Genomic DNA, 15234 nt, shown 5'->3' on the forward strand with positions numbered 1-15234 from the left:
TAGGAAAATCTGGAATGTCACGAATCAGAGACTTCAAATCCATAGAATAAGAGTTAGCGATCGAGGATTAGGGATTGGAGGTCATGGGATAGGGGATAGGGGATAGGGGTTAAGAGTTAGGAGTTAGGGGTTAGGGGTTAGGGCATGAGTTACTTGCCCTTGTCCCGTTTGTCATCCTTGTCCCAAATCCCCAGCCCCCAGTCCCTCCACTACCACATACCGCACAAATCGTACACTATAATGTCATACGCTTGGTATTGGCTGTTAAGTCATAAATCCATTGACGATTACTTGAATCTACAAGAAGCTAGGGTTGTAATGGTACTACAAACTAAGGTAGGTGAAGATATGGTTTAAAAACTTTAGATTTTAATATACGGAAATATCTGTGTAAAAAGAGTAAGTAATGTATAGATCGGGCACCTTGCCACCCCTAACACAAGTCAATTTTTTTTGATTGGTTGCTTATCTTAAATTAGTTTTACCTACTTTGTTGCAGTCATACAAGGTATTTATAATGAATGTCTCTGCTAGTGTAACCTCTTATAACAGTCCAACCCCTAAGTCTTTGCCAATGATTCTGGACACATTACCCGATCCGGCAATTGAGGGACAGGGATGTCCCCGTAGAACCCGATTGCAAATTGATTTAATTTTACTTGCAATCGAAGCTTTAGAGCTTGGTGGCTCAGAAGCTATATTGGCATTTGCCGAAGAGTTGGAACTCAAAGGTATTGTTAAAGACAGGGTGAATTTGTGGCGAATGCGTAGTACAAATCCTCTACGAAGAGCGAATACTCGTCGCACGTTGACTATTACAGAAGCGAAAGCCCTAGTGGTCATCGCTTGCTACATAGCACGACGGTTAACAGTTGTCATTCGTCAGTTGCTGATGGTATATCAACAAATGGTTGAAAAACAGATTCCACTGGAACAAAATTTGCGCCTCTCAAATTACCTAGAGCGATTTAGAGCGCATTTTAAGAGTCGGATGAATCCCCGACGTTCCGGGGTACTAACATTAAACTCTGATGAAAAATTAGATGAACTGGCTATAAGTTTGTTAGGACAACTTTTATTTTGTACTGGTACAGCAGGAATGCAGAGGTTTTGGATCAGTTTGTTCGACGGTGAAGTGGAATGAATATTCAACGTAAGTATAGTTTACCTAATTGTACGCTCCTTTTGGAGGGTCTAAGTGATGCTACAAGGGCGGCACACCTTCAAGAACTGCGCCCGGAATTATCCATATTGGTAAATGCAGAATGTTATATATCTGGTTATAAAAAACCTCTATCTGGAGGAAGGGAGTTTTTCGAGAGCTTGATCAGGGCAGTAAATGCCTATGCCCAAGAGGTTTTAAGTAGCGTACCCCACCCTCAAGCCCATGATACTGAGGCAGAGTTGGTGCAATTGCAGAAACTTGGTCAAGACAAGCATCGATTGATTGTACATACCGATGCTGGATCGCAGGGTTCGGGGTCAAATCTCAATACGAAGCAGACCACTGAAATCGATTTGAACACCGTACAGTTATTCGATTTAGTAGAAGCCATAGACCAGTTTTTCGCCGATAGCCAAACTCTACCAGAGTTAACATTAAAGTTACAACCAGTTGCCAGACCTTATGGCAACTTAAGTCAAACTTTGATGAAGCAAGCCGTGCCAGTTGGTGTAGGAGTGACCGGTTTGGCAGCAGCTGCAGTTGCTTTTAGCATTATTCCCGCGCCGGAAGTACGTCCGCCTCAACCAAACCCACAGCAAAGCGGTAGCACCACATCAAATGTTAATAATCTTACTTCTGGTGCTGCAACTCCTACCCCCAGTGCCAATGAACCGATTGCTGCTAGTCCCAGTTTTACGCCCACGCCAACTTCTCCAACGACTGCTGCATCTCCGACACCTTCGATACCGAATGCAGCAGTGAATACTACATTAACTCCGACACCAAGTCCCGGTACCACAGTCACTGGTTCACCGACCGTTCAAGATTTAGAAGCACTTTTGAACACAGTTCCCGAAATTACAGACCCATCCGTGCTGCGTGCATTGCAACGCCAAGTTTACAGCCAAATTAACCCGGCATGGGTCAGTCGTACAGGATTGTCAGAGGATGCCGTCTTCCGAGTTGGTGTTGCTGGAGATGGTTCCATTGTTGGCTACAAGTCAGTAAATAAGGGCTCAAATGATTCTGTGGCGAAAACTCCTCTGCCCAAGCTTCTTTACAATCCTGCTGACTCACGCGGACCTATTACTAATGAACCAATTGCCCAATACAAAGTCGTTTTTACCACTCAAGGCATTTTGCAAGTTAGTCCTTGGCGGGGATATAGTAAGACTCCAGAGGTTATAGGTACCAAAATTACTGACCCCAATACAGTCAGTGTTTTGAATAAAAAACTTTCTGAGACTATCCGCCAGGGTTGGAACAACACTTCTTCTTTTCCTCGTGATTTGAAGTATCGGGTGGCGGTAAACAAAGATGGGGTGATTGCTGACTATGAACCACTCAATCAAGTTGCTTTTGATTACTTCCGGCAAACGCCTCTTCCCAAGATGTTCCAAACAATCTATGGCTCAAGTGTAGCTGCTTCCAACAACAAAGAGCCTTTAGCTCACTTCCAAGTCGTCTTCCAGCCTAACGGCAATCTTGAGGTCACTCCCTGGCAGGGATACGGTCAATAAAGGAGTTGGGAGTTAGTTGTTAGTAGTTGGTAGTTAGTAGAATCAACTAACCACTAACCACCAACCACTATCCACTATCCCCTCAAACTACTCATCCAAATTTACTTCGTGATTTTCCTCATGTAATTTCCCCAAAGTTGAGCGGCTTGGGCGCTGCTGCCTGATGTCGGGGCATTGTTATCATTCCCCAACCAAATTCCTGTTGCAAGTCGTCGTTGGGGAATAAAGCCAATGAACCATAAGTCAACATTTTTATCTGTTGTCCCAGTTTTACCTGCTTCCCCCAACCCAATAGCAGCAGTGCGCCCCGTACCCCTTGTCACGACTTCGCGCATCATACGAACCATTGTGTCTGAGATTTCAGGTGTCAAAACTCGCTTGTTGGCTTCCGGATCTTGATCGAAGGAATAGATGACGCGGCAAGTTTTTGGGTCGTTGCGATCGCGACAATCGCTGCTATCTAGAATCCTGCTAATTGCATGGGGGCGGTTCCACACACCACTGTTGCCAATTGCACTAAATGCCCCTGTCATCTCTAAAACATTAACGACACTCTGACCCAGGATTAAACCGGGAACTGCTTCTAAATCTGATTTAACTCCCAGACGTCGCGCCATTGACACCACTTTATCCAGCCCTACATCTTGGGCAATTCTTAAAGCAATGGGGTTTTCAGATAGGGCAAGACCGGTGGCTACATCCAAACTCCCCGCGCCACTACGGCAGGGTTTGTAGGTAAAGCCTTGCCAGCGCAAAGGCGCACAGGAATAAGACCTGCCCGATGAAATTCCTTGTTGAATAGCCGCTGTGTAAGCAAAAATTTTAAAGGTAGAACCGGGCTGTCTTTTTGCTTGAACGGCACGATTGAACTGGCTGGTTCGGTAATCCGTACCACCTACCATAGACAAGATGGCTCCCGTACTGGTATCCAGAGTTACCATTGCTCCTTGGGAAAAATTAAAAGTTTTCCCAGCATTGCGGATTTGATTGCGTAACGCTGTTTCTGCTTGTGACTGAATTTGGGGGTCAAGCTGAGTTTCAATGATAAAGTTTCCCTCAGTTGCTAGTTCTTTTCCCAAAATAGTTTCTAACTCTTGGAAAACATAACTGTAAAAATAGGGAGCAATGGTTTTTGCTTGCTGTTCGCAAACTTTAGCACTCACTTCCACGGGCGATCGCCTTGCTCGGTTGTACTCATCCTGCTTAACTTTGCCCATTTCCAGCATTCGCTTCAGCACGCGATTGCGATATTCAATTGTTCTGAGTTTATTTCGACTATCTCCACAAAAATCGAAAGCATTGGGGGCAGGTAGAATTCCCACTAATGTTGCGGCTTCGGCAAGAGTTAATTCTTTTGCTGCTTTGTCAAAGTAATACCGAGAAGCGTCTTCAAAACCTGATGTATCTGCTCCTAAAAAAACCCGGTTTAAGTAGGTCAGCAGAACTTCATCTTTACTGTAAAACGTCTCTAATTTTAAAGCGACAGCTGCTTCTCGGAATTTTCTGCCAAAGGAATCCTGTCTGCCCACATAATTTGGGAATAAGCTACGGGCGACTTGTTGGGTAACAGTACTAGCGCCTTGTTGGACATCCCCGCTACGCGTATTAATTAATATAGCACGCAAGATTCCCAGTGGGTCTACCCCAAAATGCCAGTAATATCGGCTATCTTCCGAAGCAATGACTGCTGATGCTAAGTAAGGACCAAAATCCTGCAACCGCTTCATATCAATGTGAGCCGTTGTCCGTGGTTCCCGCAATCGAGTTTCCCCATCACGGGCGTAAATGACGACTGGTGCCCTTGTGGTTCCCGGTAAAGGGCTCACATCAAATTTCAGCCATTCCACACCGATAACCAGTGCCGCAAGGGAAACTGCTCCTGTTGCACCTAAAGCAGCCCAGTTTGCTGCTCTGACATACCATGCAGGTGGATCGACGTATTGCAGCCTAACTGAAGCGGCAAGTTCTGGTGGACCTAGAGAGAGAACATCTCCATGACGTAACTCTAAGGAACTGATGCGACGTTTTCCTCGATAAATGCCATTTGTGGAGTTCTCATCTTTAATTGTAAAAACGGGAGTTCTTTGAGTTGAGTCCCGTGACAGTGACAGGTGAATTTGACTGACAACGGGATTGCGAACCACTATGTCGCAAGATTTGGAACTGCGTCCCAGTATGTAGCGATCGCCCAATAGGGGATATACTTCTGCCTTATCTGCCCCCGCATCCTGCACCCAGAGTTCCGGTACTTTGGCATTAGGCTTTAGTGCCAGTTTAGAGAAGTCTACTCTAGCTTGAATTGTCTGTACTGCTTGAGTTATCTGACCAAGCAAAGTTTGTGGCTTTTGAGGCGGTTGGGGGGAACTCATCTGCTATTCACACTACTTTGTATGAGTGAGGAATTGGCGAACTGTAATCTTAATGCTAATAATATTCCACCATTGTACTCATAAGGCTATGAAGACGCTGGCTGCATTGAATTGTTCCCGATTATATTTAACACTTGAGAGAATGTACACATCTATTGTGTTTACACAGTTAAGTTTGTCACACACTAAAAGATTCTTCATAATTCTTTTCATGCTTTGATGCTGAACCTATCTCCCTTTTCCGCTTCCCAAACGTGAATCCGTAATAACAACTTGGTATCTTTAATCAATTTCAACTGTCCCATATACGATAAATCCTACTGTTTTAACACAGGAGCATATTTTAAAGCAAAAATATTTTTCTTCATTTAGGATGATTTTCTATGTGCTACTGTTTGATTTAATAAGCGGAGTACTCCGTTGAGGTGTTGAGGTTAAGAAAATGAACGGAAAATATCTAGCCTTCATCGGTACAGCCATTGCTTTGGCTTTGACAAGCAACGTTGCCGTTGCCAAATCTACCGAGTTGCTGATTGCCCAGAGCGGTCAATCCTCTAACTCATCCGGGGAAATTAAGCTTTCACCAGAAGGGAAGAAAATTTTATGTCAGAACTTCCCATTAAACTCTCGTTGTCAGGGCGGTAGCGCAGGAGCAACACCAAGCTCCTCTGGTGGTAGCACGGGAGCAACACCAAGCTCCTCCGGTGGTAGCTCGGACACTCAAAATACCACCCAACCCGGAACAGGTGCGCCCAACAGCACTACTCCTGAAGGAACTTCTACCCCTGGCGATAATGGTACCCCTGGTGTAACAGGTCCTGGCGGTACAGTCACTCCTGGTTCAGATACTCCTTCTGGTACAACAGGTACCCCAGGTAGCGACACTCAAAGAATTACCCCTGGTTCTAGCACTCCAGAAATTACCCCTGGTTCTAGCACTCCAGAAATTACCCCTGGTTCCAGCACTCCTGATTCTAGTACATCTGAACCAGGTGCCCCCAACAGCACTACCCCTGAGGGAACTTCTACCCCTGGCGATAATGGCACCCCCGGTACGACAGGTCCTGGCGGCACAACTTCTCCTTCTCAAGAACCAGGAGCTGGTTCCAGTACACAACCGGGCAGTGGAACTAGATAGTCCTATTCTCATTAAGGTTAAATTCGCTACTAACCTGCTTTAGATGAGATGCTAAAAGATTAAAGGTAGAGGGTGAGTCAATCTTTTTGTCTTACCCTCTACCTTGCGTTATTATCGGGATCTGCGATTTGAAGTAGGTGTCTTTTGAAACGTGGAAATGAGCAAACAGACAATACCGACATTAATAAAGACATCTGCCAAATTGAATACGGGGAAGTTAATCAGCCGAAAATCAAGAAAATCAACAACATAGCCGAGAATAAATCTGTCGATTCCATTACCAAGTGCTCCACCTAAAATGAAGCCATAGCCCAGCTGATCCCAAAAATTCAAGACAGAACCAAACCAAGCCATTGCAATTAAAGCAAGGCTGACCCCCAAAGATAACCAGCGTAACCATTCTACTTTTCCAGACAGCAAACTAAACGCTGCTCCAGTATTAGTGACATAGGTAAAGTGAAAGATCCCTGGTAAAAGTGCTTGCGTTTGTCCCAAGTTAAAAGTTTGTACTACCCAGTATTTTGTCAGTTGGTCTAAGAAAAAAGTCACCAAAGCAGCAATCCAGAAGAGTATATTTTTTATACGCATGGCAGATTTATCATTTGTCAAAAGTCAAAAGTCAAAAGTCAAAAGTCATTTGGTTAGGACAAAGGACAAAGGACTCATAACTAAATGATTAGTAGAACATTAGGTGGCGTAGCACATATGCGATGACAACTACAGCGCAGACTACAGCAAGTTGTCCTGGTAATGCAAACCAGGAATATTTAAGCATTGCTTGCATGAGAGACAAAGTTTCTGTACCTTGCCAATGCAAAATGTAGCTGACAATCAAATAACTAATACCGCAGATGTGAACAGTTAACAAGCCACAAAAGCAACTAAAAGCAAGAGTTTCCAAACGGGGTTTAGCTTTGAAGGCAAAATACCCGCAAATCCAAGCACCAGGGATAAAACCAAGTAAATAGCCAAAGTGGGATAATTTGACATAGCCAATACCACCACCATCAGCAAATACGGGTAGTAAGGTTAACCCCATAACTAGATAGGCAATTTGTGAAAGCGCACCAGCATTTTTGCCTCCCAAACAACCAACTAGCAACACCCCACCAATTTGATAGGTGACACCTAGAGAAGAGGTATGAATTCCGTTATGGCTCCAACTCCAAGGTAAAGTCGTGACATGGGCTTCCAAGAAAGTACCACCCATTGTCAGCAGTAAGCCAATCATAGACCAGAATAATTGGTTGGATGCAGCTAGCATTTACAAGGCACTCATGGGGACGTAAAACAATAAAATATTATTTTATTCCTTAATTTTTAAAGGAAAAATATATCTTTAACCCATTGACTTCATCATTAACTTATATTTAGCCCTGTTGTTATTGTCCATAAACTCTTCCACAAACTCTACTTAGCAAGCAATTATGTCTTTTGCCCGGTTTTTTCTCGATACTTTAAACTAGCTCAAATTTGTGTTAAAGCAAGGCTTAAGCTATATGCCATTAGCTCAGAGAGAACTTTTGTTCCTCAATCAGAACTATTGTCCAAAACTTGGTATATGACAATTGTTACAATTAGGTGGCAACAATTTGAAGAGTCATGGCAACAACATCATTACAATATACAGTACAAAAGTGCTAAAAGATAATTAACTGTCAATTAACTGGTTAACTGACTAAGTTTTATCGAGGGAAGCTATGTTAAGTTTTTCAATGTATTCCATAAAATAAAAGCAGTATCCTTAGTATGTTAACCTTCTCTTTACTCTACAGATGTATAGTATAATCGCTTAGCTCAAAAATTACTAAAATTACACCTCCATGATTGTCCGTTCCCGTGGTATCAATCCTTCTCGTCTTACGAGAACAGTTTCCGTACTAGCCCTCTCTATTAGCTTGGCTGCTTGTGGTGGCGGTGGAGACCAGCAGGCGCAAACAGGTACAAACTCTGGCGAAACCGCAAGTACTGGTACTGCTACAAATACAACTGCTACCAGTCCAGCGAAATTAGATTTGGGCGGTAATGTATCTTTAACCGGTGCTGGTGCGTCTTTCCCCGCACCTTTGTACACTGCTTGGTTTCAAGCGCTGAATCAAAAGTATCCCAACCTGCAAATTAACTATCAGTCAACTGGTAGTGGTGCTGGTGTAGAGCAATTTATCAAAGGCACTGTAGATTTTGGTGCTAGCGATGTTGCTATGAAGGATGAAGAAATTAAAAAGGTAGACAGAGGAGTCCTTTTACTACCTGTGACTGCTGGTAGCATTGTATTGGCTTACAACGTGCCCGGTGTGGATCAGCAGCTCAAGTTACCCCGAGACGTGTATATCGGTATCCTTCAAGGTAATATCAAAACTTGGAATGACCCGAAGATAACCGCTGCTAACCCCGGTATCAACCTTCCCAACACACTAATCACTGTCGTTTATCGTTCCGACGGTAGCGGAACCACAGGCGTATTTACCAAACACCTCAGTGCCGTTAGCCCAGATTGGAAGTCTAAAGTTGGTGAAGGCAAAACTGTCAGCTGGCCTGTAGGTGTGGGTGCTAAGGGCAATGAAGGTGTAACAGCCCAAATACAACAAACTCAAGGTGCTATTGGTTACGTTGAGTACGGCTATGCAAAACAGAACGGGCTGAAGTATGCTGCATTGCAGAATAAGGCAGGTCAGTTTGTTGCACCTACTGAAGAATCAGCATCCAAGACTTTAGAGGCTGTTGCTTTGCCAGACAATCTTCGTGCTTTCATTGCAGATCCTGATGGCAACGAGTCTTATCCTATCGTTACATACACTTGGATTTTGGCTTATCAAAAATATCCTGAAGCGGCAAAAGCCAAAGCGGTGGAAGCTATGGTTGAGTATGCTTTAACTGAGGGTCAAAAGCTAGCTCCGGAGTTGGGATATGTTCCTCTTCCCCAAACTGTAGTGCAAAAAGTTGCTGCGGCAGCTGATGCAATTAGCCCTGATTACAAAATTGCTACAGGTGGTGCTAGTGGTACCGCTGGTGCTAGTGCTAGCAAATAGTCAAGCCAAAAAAGGTGACTATTGACTGAATAATTTAAAATAATTAAGCCGTCACGCATTTCCTACACTTAGTGGAACCGCTGGGATAGTTTTAACCTTACTCACTCGATACCTGAATTTTGAATTTTTTTTACGCGGTTCGCTTTTATTTTCTTCCGTTGATGGGTGAAATCATTGCATGAATACTCAAACTGAGAGTCGTCAACCCACGATTAAACCTCGCTCTCAAGTTGACAAAGTACTGGATAATGGCTTTATCTGGTTAACTCGAATTTTCGCACTGGCAGTTGCTGCAATTCTATTGTGGATAGCGTTTCAGGTTGGTCGTGAAGCAGTCCCTGCTATCCAAGAGTTTGGTCTTGGCTTTTTGGCAAAAAGTAGTTGGAATCCAGTCACGAATGACTATGGAGTGTTGCCGCAAATCTACGGAACACTGATGAGCGCTTTTATCGGGCTACTGATAGCAGTACCCATTGGTGTTGGTACTGCTGTTTTGTTAAGCGAAAATTTGCTACCATCGTCTGTAAGGACAGTACTTGTTTTCTTAGTAGAACTGCTAGCCGCTATTCCCAGTGTTGTTTATGGAGTCTGGGCTATCTTTGTGCTCATTCCCATATTGACGGGTATTGGCAGATGGCTGAACGCTAACTTTGGGTGGATTCCACTTTTTAGCACTCCTCCTACGGGTCCTGGGTTATTACCTGCCGGAGTTATTTTGGCAGTCATGACCCTACCAATCATTACAGCTATATCTCGCGATGCACTCATTTCTGTACCCCCAAGTTTGCGCCAAGCTGCTGTGGGTTTGGGAGCAACACGATGGGAAACAATTTTTAAAGTTCTTATCCCTGCTGCTTTTTCCGGTATTGTGAGTGCGGTCATGCTGGCTCTTGGTCGGGCAATGGGAGAAACAATGGCTGTGACCATGATTATTGGTAACGCTAACACGATCAGTCCTTCGTTGTTTGCACCATCGAATACAATTTCTTCGCTACTGGCGAATCAGTTTGCAGAAGCTAGCGGTCTGCAAGTTAGCGCTCTAATGTATGCAGCGCTAGTTCTGTTTGTGTTGACTCTCATAGTTAACATTTTGGCAGAACTTATTGTTTTGAGAGTGAAGCGACTGTAGCAATTGGGTGTATTTGAACTATGGCTTCAACTGTTCCAAACGAACCTGGCGGCTTGAGTGGTAACCTAGCTCGCTCTCCCATGTCTCCCCGAACGCTATTTAGTACGGTGATGACTGGAGTAGCTTTTCTATGTGGAATGTTGGCTCTTTTGCCTTTGCTAGCAGTCCTGAGTTACGTACTTATTCAAGGGTTTAGCAGTCTCAGTCTTGACCTGTTTACTAAATTGCCACCACCTCCCTTAACTAAGGGTGGTGGCTTTGGTAATGCTGTTGTAGGAACGCTAATTATGGTAGGGATTGGTGCTTTAATTAGCGTTCCTTTTGGAGTGTTGGCAGCAATTTATTTGACGGAATTTAGTTCTGGTAAATTATCACGCTGGATTCGCTTTGCTACTAACGTTCTCAGCGGCGTCCCCTCTATCATTGCTGGAGTTTTTGCCTACGGTATTGTTGTCGCTACAACAGGTGGTTTTTCAGCTGTTGCTGGGGGCTTCGCTTTGTCAATTCTCATGTTGCCAATTATTGTGCGAACAACTGACGAAGCTTTGCAGCTAGTGTCCAGTGATTTGCGACAAGCAGCTGTTGGGCTGGGAGCAACCAATTTTCAAACAGTTGCTTGGGTAGTACTTCCTGCAGCTGTACCAGCAATTGTCACCGGCGCAACTTTGTCGATCGCTCGTGCTGCTGGAGAAACGGCACCTTTGCTGTTTACTGCTCTATTCTCCCAGTTTTGGCCGAGTACTTTATTTCAGCCCACCGCTTCCCTTGCGGTTTTGGTTTTCAACTTCGCAATTTCTCCGTTTAAAAACTGGCAGGCGCTGGCTTGGGCGGCGTCACTTATCTTAGTATTGTTGGTTCTGCTTACAAGTATCATTGCTCGGTGGGCAACTCGCGAACGTTAAATCAAAGCAAGAGAAGAAATTTCATACCCTTTGGATTCAAGTCTGTAAGAATATTATGGCAACTAACATTAAAAGTGGAAATCAAACGGAAACTGTTTTCCGTACAGAGGGTCTTAACGTATATTACGGGAACTTCTTAGCAGTACGCGATATTTGGCTGGATGTTCCCAGAAATAAAGTAGTTGCTTTTATCGGACCTTCTGGATGCGGTAAAAGTACTCTGCTACGTTGTTACAACCGCCTCAATGATTTAATTGACACTTTTCGCGCAGAAGGAAAGGTGTATTATCAAGGTGAAGATTTGTATGCACCTCATATTGACCCTGTTGTTGTGCGTCGCAGAATTGGAATGGTGTTTCAAAAACCAAACCCATTTCCAAAATCTATTTATGACAACATCGCTTTTGGACCCCGGTTAAACGGATTTAAAGGCGATATGGATGAACTGGTGGAAAGATCCCTCCGACAAGCTGCTTTGTGGGATGAAGTCAAAGACAAGCTACGGCAAAGCGGGTTATCTCTATCCGGTGGACAACAACAGCGTTTGTGTATTGCTCGGGCGATCGCAGTTCAGCCTGAAGTCATTTTGATGGATGAACCTTGTTCTGCCCTTGACCCCATTTCTACTTTACGGGTTGAGGATTTGATCCACGAACTCAAGCAGCAGTACACAATCATTATTGTGACTCACAATATGCAACAAGCTTCACGGGTTTCTGACTTAACTGCCTTTTTCAACGTTCAAACCTCTGAAAAAGGAGGTCGTACCGGTTATCTTGTCGAATTTGACCGCACGGAAGCAATTTTCCAAGACCCCAAACAGCAAGCTACAAAAGAATACGTTAGTGGTAAGTTTGGTTAAAGATGATTGCAAAATGTCTCTGCTGAATTAAATTTACAATGATGCAGAAAATACTTATCAATCTTTTTGGGTGAGCATTGCTTACCCTGAATTTATTTTTTCCGCTGCCATGTAGAGACGCGCCATGACGCGTCCCTACACATTCACAATTCACGCTTTGGCAAGCTCTAAAATTGTTAATCAGTTTATCTATCCCTTCTTTATCAAGCGGGCAGCGAGAATCGAACTCGCATCAATAGCTTGGAAGGCTATGGTTTTACCACTAAACTATGCCCGCACGTTTTGTAACTATCTTAATATAACACAGTGTTAGTTAGATGCCAAGTACTTTATATGAATTTTTGACTGCTAAGTGTTGAAAAGGTGCTGTTAAAGTGATAACTGCTACCAATTAAGGGGATTTTGGCTTTATTGTAATACGCACTACAAGATTACTTAATGGAGGTTTTTTACCACCGATGCTAGCTGGGATAAATTTTTGGTCTTTAAAAAGCTCTAGGACGTAATCCCGGTAGCGATTTCTTTGAGTTGTTGGGATTGATGGAGGTAAGTAGACTTCCTGTAAATTGCCATTGTTGTCTATCAGGAGGGAGGCTTGGAAGTTTATGGGCTCAGAGGTAAGCTTTTCATCGGGTGGAAAGTTTAATTCTTTAGCAACGTTGTTGCCTATGGGTTTAGCCAAATTTTCTGGAATGTCTTTTTGTACGGCATCAGTTTCTATTTCCCAGCTGGCGATTCCGATTCCTCCCCCCTGTCGTTCGTTAACAGGTGGAGATATTTCTGGTTTGACTGGTTGAGTTAAATCTTCTAAAGGTGTTCCTTTCCCCACAGCAATCTCACCCTCTGGTTTAGGGATCTCGGGTAAATTATGAGTTTCGCTGTCTTGCGTTGAAGAATCAGTATTGGTGGAATCTGGGATGTTACCTTGTGGATTTGTAAAGCGATCGCTATTATCTTGATTTTCTGGACTTTCAGTAACGATAGGAGAAGGAGTGGGTTCCGATTGTTGGTTTTCAAAAGGATCTATCGTGGGTGTGGGTTCTGGTTCTGGATTTTCAGTAAAGACAGGAGAAGGAGTAGGTTCCGGTCTTGCTTCATTCCCCAGTAACGGTCAAATTCTTCCCCTTTAGAAGAACACATGACTACCGGGACATTTTGGGTTTTTGGATCGGACTTCAGGCGACGGCAAACTTCGTAGCCATTCATCCGAGGCATAACGATATCCAGTACCACCAAATCGGGACAAGCGCTTTGAATTGCTTCTAAAGCTTCTACTCCATCACTAGCATGGGTGACCTTTAAGCCACGTGCTTTCAGGAGGTCTGTAATCATCTCCCTTTGTGCGACACTGTCTTCCACAATTAGAACTGTACTCATAAAACGCCTGTGTACCTCCTGAGTTAGACGTTCCTATCTGGAACATACCCTGATTTCGCCCATCTCGTTTACTGTATAAAATAATTCTATTCCTTCACTAAATAGTTAGATAATGAGGTTTTATTAAGGCTTGCTGATTCTGTGATATTATTTTTTACTCCATCTTGAATCGGATCAACAAGAGTTGTATCGCGATCGCTGTCCTCAACAATACTGTAGTTCACATATCTTTCAACAAGCTTTAATAACTCAGTATTCCCAAATGGCTTTGTTAAACAATCTGTCGCCCCCAGGATTTTGGCTTTATAACGGGAGCCATAGCCTTCTCCATCTACAAGCATGACAATCGGTAATAATCGAAATGCTGTAGAATTTCGCAGCATCTTACAAATTTCATACCCATCCAATGCCAACATGGTCGCGCTACATAGAATTAAGTTGGGTTTCAATTGAAAAACACGACTCAGGGCTGCTATTGGGTCGGTTAACGCGATCGCTTCATAACCTTGCTGTCTTAAAGTGGATTCTACAGTTTCACCAATTGCAGTCTCTTCGTCAATACATACTATCCGCCTTCTACAGCTTGCCTCCAATTCTTGCCAGTGGTTTTCCGTCTTTCTACTATAATTATTAGTAACTGAATATACAAATTTTATCCACCCTTGTTCTACGTAGGGATACATGACCTTAGCAACAGTTAAAATATCTCGGTTAAGATAGCGAGCCAACTGACGTAAAGACGTTTTGCCATCTGCCCAAAGTTTGAGCTTATTCAATGTTGTTTTAGGCAGTGAGGACTCCAACTGACTCATGTCAGCTAGATAAGGAAATTGATCTGGTGACTGGATAAACGGGTATAACTGCTTCCACTCTTGTAATTGCATGGTAATTTTAGTGACTAAAGGCGAAATTTCCCAAGCAGTTAACAAAGGGTTGAGCGCCGGACATACCTCAAAGATAAAACGACCTTTGTGCAAACTTAGTAAATCGAAAAGCGCTTCGGAGATTAAGTTTTGGATGATAATGCTAGCTTGTAAAGGTTTGATAATATTTTGTTCTAAAAGCACCCATATGTATCCATACTCTGGGACATTCAACAATTCCACAGCAGGAACTTGTATTTCTTCCAGACGGACATTGATTCGGTAATGACGCAAGTAATCACCCAACCTTGACCAATGGCTATCGCTATTCGTGGCATAAATTATTTGACCGTTGAGAAAAAAGAGCAACCAAAACTGCCCTTTGGGGTTAGCAGCAGAATCATAATTGGGGGCATCGCGTACACCAATGTTTTTGCTATTGTCAGAGTTGTTAGTTTCAACAAACAATAACCCTGTTCGTTGTCCCAACTCTATCAATTGCAGGATACTGCGAATATCAATTTCATCTAAATTTCCCTGCATTTAGCTTATAGAAACTCCTTATATTCCTGTTGATTACATCCATTTGTTATGGCGCTTCTTGTTGAGATAATATATAACTTTAATAGAGGAAAGGTAGATAGGTTACAGCGCTCTAAAAGGCTTTGGGATTTATTGCTTGTCCTTTGTTATTGGTTTAAAGTAAAACCAAGGACTCAGAACAACTGATACCCATAGAGATACCTCGACCTAGCCTATCTTAAATTCTTTTAATATACTTTGACAATGCTAGTAAAATCACGGTAGTCATTATTACTACTGACAGTACAAAATAAAATCAATCGGTAAATAGGCTTTATAAGTATTAAGACTATCAAGA

At 43.2% G+C, this 15234-nt stretch carries 13 protein-coding genes and 1 tRNA gene; 7 read left to right on the forward strand and 7 right to left on the reverse strand.

Annotated features, from left to right (window positions below; translation table 11 throughout):
• The first annotated feature begins 517 nt into the window (after positions 1-517).
• Both ACYRY3_RS19320 and ACYRY3_RS19325 read left to right on the forward strand, forming a co-directional pair.
• Positions 518-1144 (forward strand): DUF3038 domain-containing protein, encoded by a 627-nt coding sequence (locus ACYRY3_RS19320; protein WP_460203230.1) that lies wholly within the window; start codon positions 518-520, stop codon positions 1142-1144.
• Positions 1141-2685 carry a DUF4335 domain-containing protein gene (locus ACYRY3_RS19325; RefSeq protein ID WP_460203231.1) on the forward strand — a complete coding sequence of 515 codons (1545 nt, stop codon included), beginning with the start codon at positions 1141-1143 and terminating at the stop codon, positions 2683-2685. Before ACYRY3_RS19320 ends, ACYRY3_RS19325 begins: the two co-directional genes overlap by 4 nt.
• 101 nt (positions 2686-2786) lie before the next feature.
• Here the strand turns inward: ACYRY3_RS19325 and ACYRY3_RS19330 are convergent, their stop codons facing one another.
• Positions 2787-5054 carry a transglycosylase domain-containing protein gene (locus ACYRY3_RS19330; RefSeq protein ID WP_460203232.1) on the reverse strand — a complete coding sequence of 756 codons (2268 nt, stop codon included), beginning with the start codon at positions 5052-5054 and terminating at the stop codon, positions 2787-2789.
• A gap of 442 nt (positions 5055-5496) precedes the next feature.
• Between ACYRY3_RS19330 and ACYRY3_RS19335 the strand changes: the two genes are divergently transcribed.
• Complete coding sequence (locus ACYRY3_RS19335) at positions 5497-6192, forward strand: hypothetical protein (RefSeq protein WP_460203233.1); 696 nt, start codon at positions 5497-5499, stop codon at positions 6190-6192.
• Between the two features lie 111 nt (positions 6193-6303).
• Here the strand turns inward: ACYRY3_RS19335 and lspA are convergent, their stop codons facing one another.
• Both lspA and ACYRY3_RS19345 read right to left on the reverse strand, forming a co-directional pair.
• The gene (gene lspA, locus ACYRY3_RS19340; RefSeq protein WP_460203234.1) at positions 6304-6780 is read right to left on the reverse strand and encodes a signal peptidase II; all 477 of its coding nucleotides are present in this window, start codon (positions 6778-6780) and stop codon (positions 6304-6306) included.
• Between the two features lie 88 nt (positions 6781-6868).
• On the reverse strand, positions 6869-7456 hold the full coding sequence (locus ACYRY3_RS19345; RefSeq protein WP_460203235.1) for a biotin transporter BioY: 588 nt from the start codon (positions 7454-7456) through the stop codon (positions 6869-6871).
• Positions 7457-8015: 559 nt separating this feature from the next.
• Here ACYRY3_RS19345 and pstS point away from each other — a divergent pair.
• The 4 genes from pstS to pstB all read left to right on the forward strand — a co-directional run bounded on the left by pstS (position 8016) and on the right by pstB (position 12114).
• Positions 8016-9221 (forward strand): phosphate ABC transporter substrate-binding protein PstS, encoded by a 1206-nt coding sequence (gene pstS, locus ACYRY3_RS19350; protein WP_460203236.1) that lies wholly within the window; start codon positions 8016-8018, stop codon positions 9219-9221.
• Between the two features lie 178 nt (positions 9222-9399).
• On the forward strand, positions 9400-10350 hold the full coding sequence (gene pstC / locus ACYRY3_RS19355; protein WP_460203237.1) for a phosphate ABC transporter permease subunit PstC: 951 nt from the start codon (positions 9400-9402) through the stop codon (positions 10348-10350).
• Positions 10351-10370: 20 nt separating this feature from the next.
• On the forward strand, positions 10371-11252 hold the full coding sequence (pstA, locus tag ACYRY3_RS19360) for a phosphate ABC transporter permease PstA (RefSeq protein WP_460203238.1): 882 nt from the start codon (positions 10371-10373) through the stop codon (positions 11250-11252).
• A 55-nt stretch (positions 11253-11307) separates the two neighbouring features.
• The gene (pstB, locus tag ACYRY3_RS19365) at positions 11308-12114 is read left to right on the forward strand and encodes a phosphate ABC transporter ATP-binding protein PstB (protein WP_460203239.1); all 807 of its coding nucleotides are present in this window, start codon (positions 11308-11310) and stop codon (positions 12112-12114) included.
• Between the two features lie 206 nt (positions 12115-12320).
• Here the strand turns inward: pstB and ACYRY3_RS19370 are convergent.
• From ACYRY3_RS19370 to ACYRY3_RS19385, 4 genes are all read right to left on the reverse strand, one after another.
• Positions 12321-12391: transfer RNA gene (locus ACYRY3_RS19370), tRNA-Gly, on the reverse strand.
• A 114-nt stretch (positions 12392-12505) separates the two neighbouring features.
• A complete protein-coding gene (locus tag ACYRY3_RS19375) occupies positions 12506-12943 on the reverse strand; it encodes a hypothetical protein (RefSeq protein WP_460203240.1) in 438 nt (145 codons plus the stop codon).
• Between the two features lie 194 nt (positions 12944-13137).
• Entirely contained in the window at positions 13138-13491 is a 354-nt protein-coding gene (locus ACYRY3_RS19380) for a response regulator (protein WP_460203241.1), read from the reverse strand.
• Positions 13492-13577: 86 nt separating this feature from the next.
• Positions 13578-14897 carry a response regulator gene (locus ACYRY3_RS19385; protein WP_460203242.1) on the reverse strand — a complete coding sequence of 440 codons (1320 nt, stop codon included), beginning with the start codon at positions 14895-14897 and terminating at the stop codon, positions 13578-13580.
• Between the last annotated feature and the right edge of the window lie 337 nt (positions 14898-15234).

It is taken from the genome of Scytonema sp. NUACC21 (genome assembly GCF_054684315.1).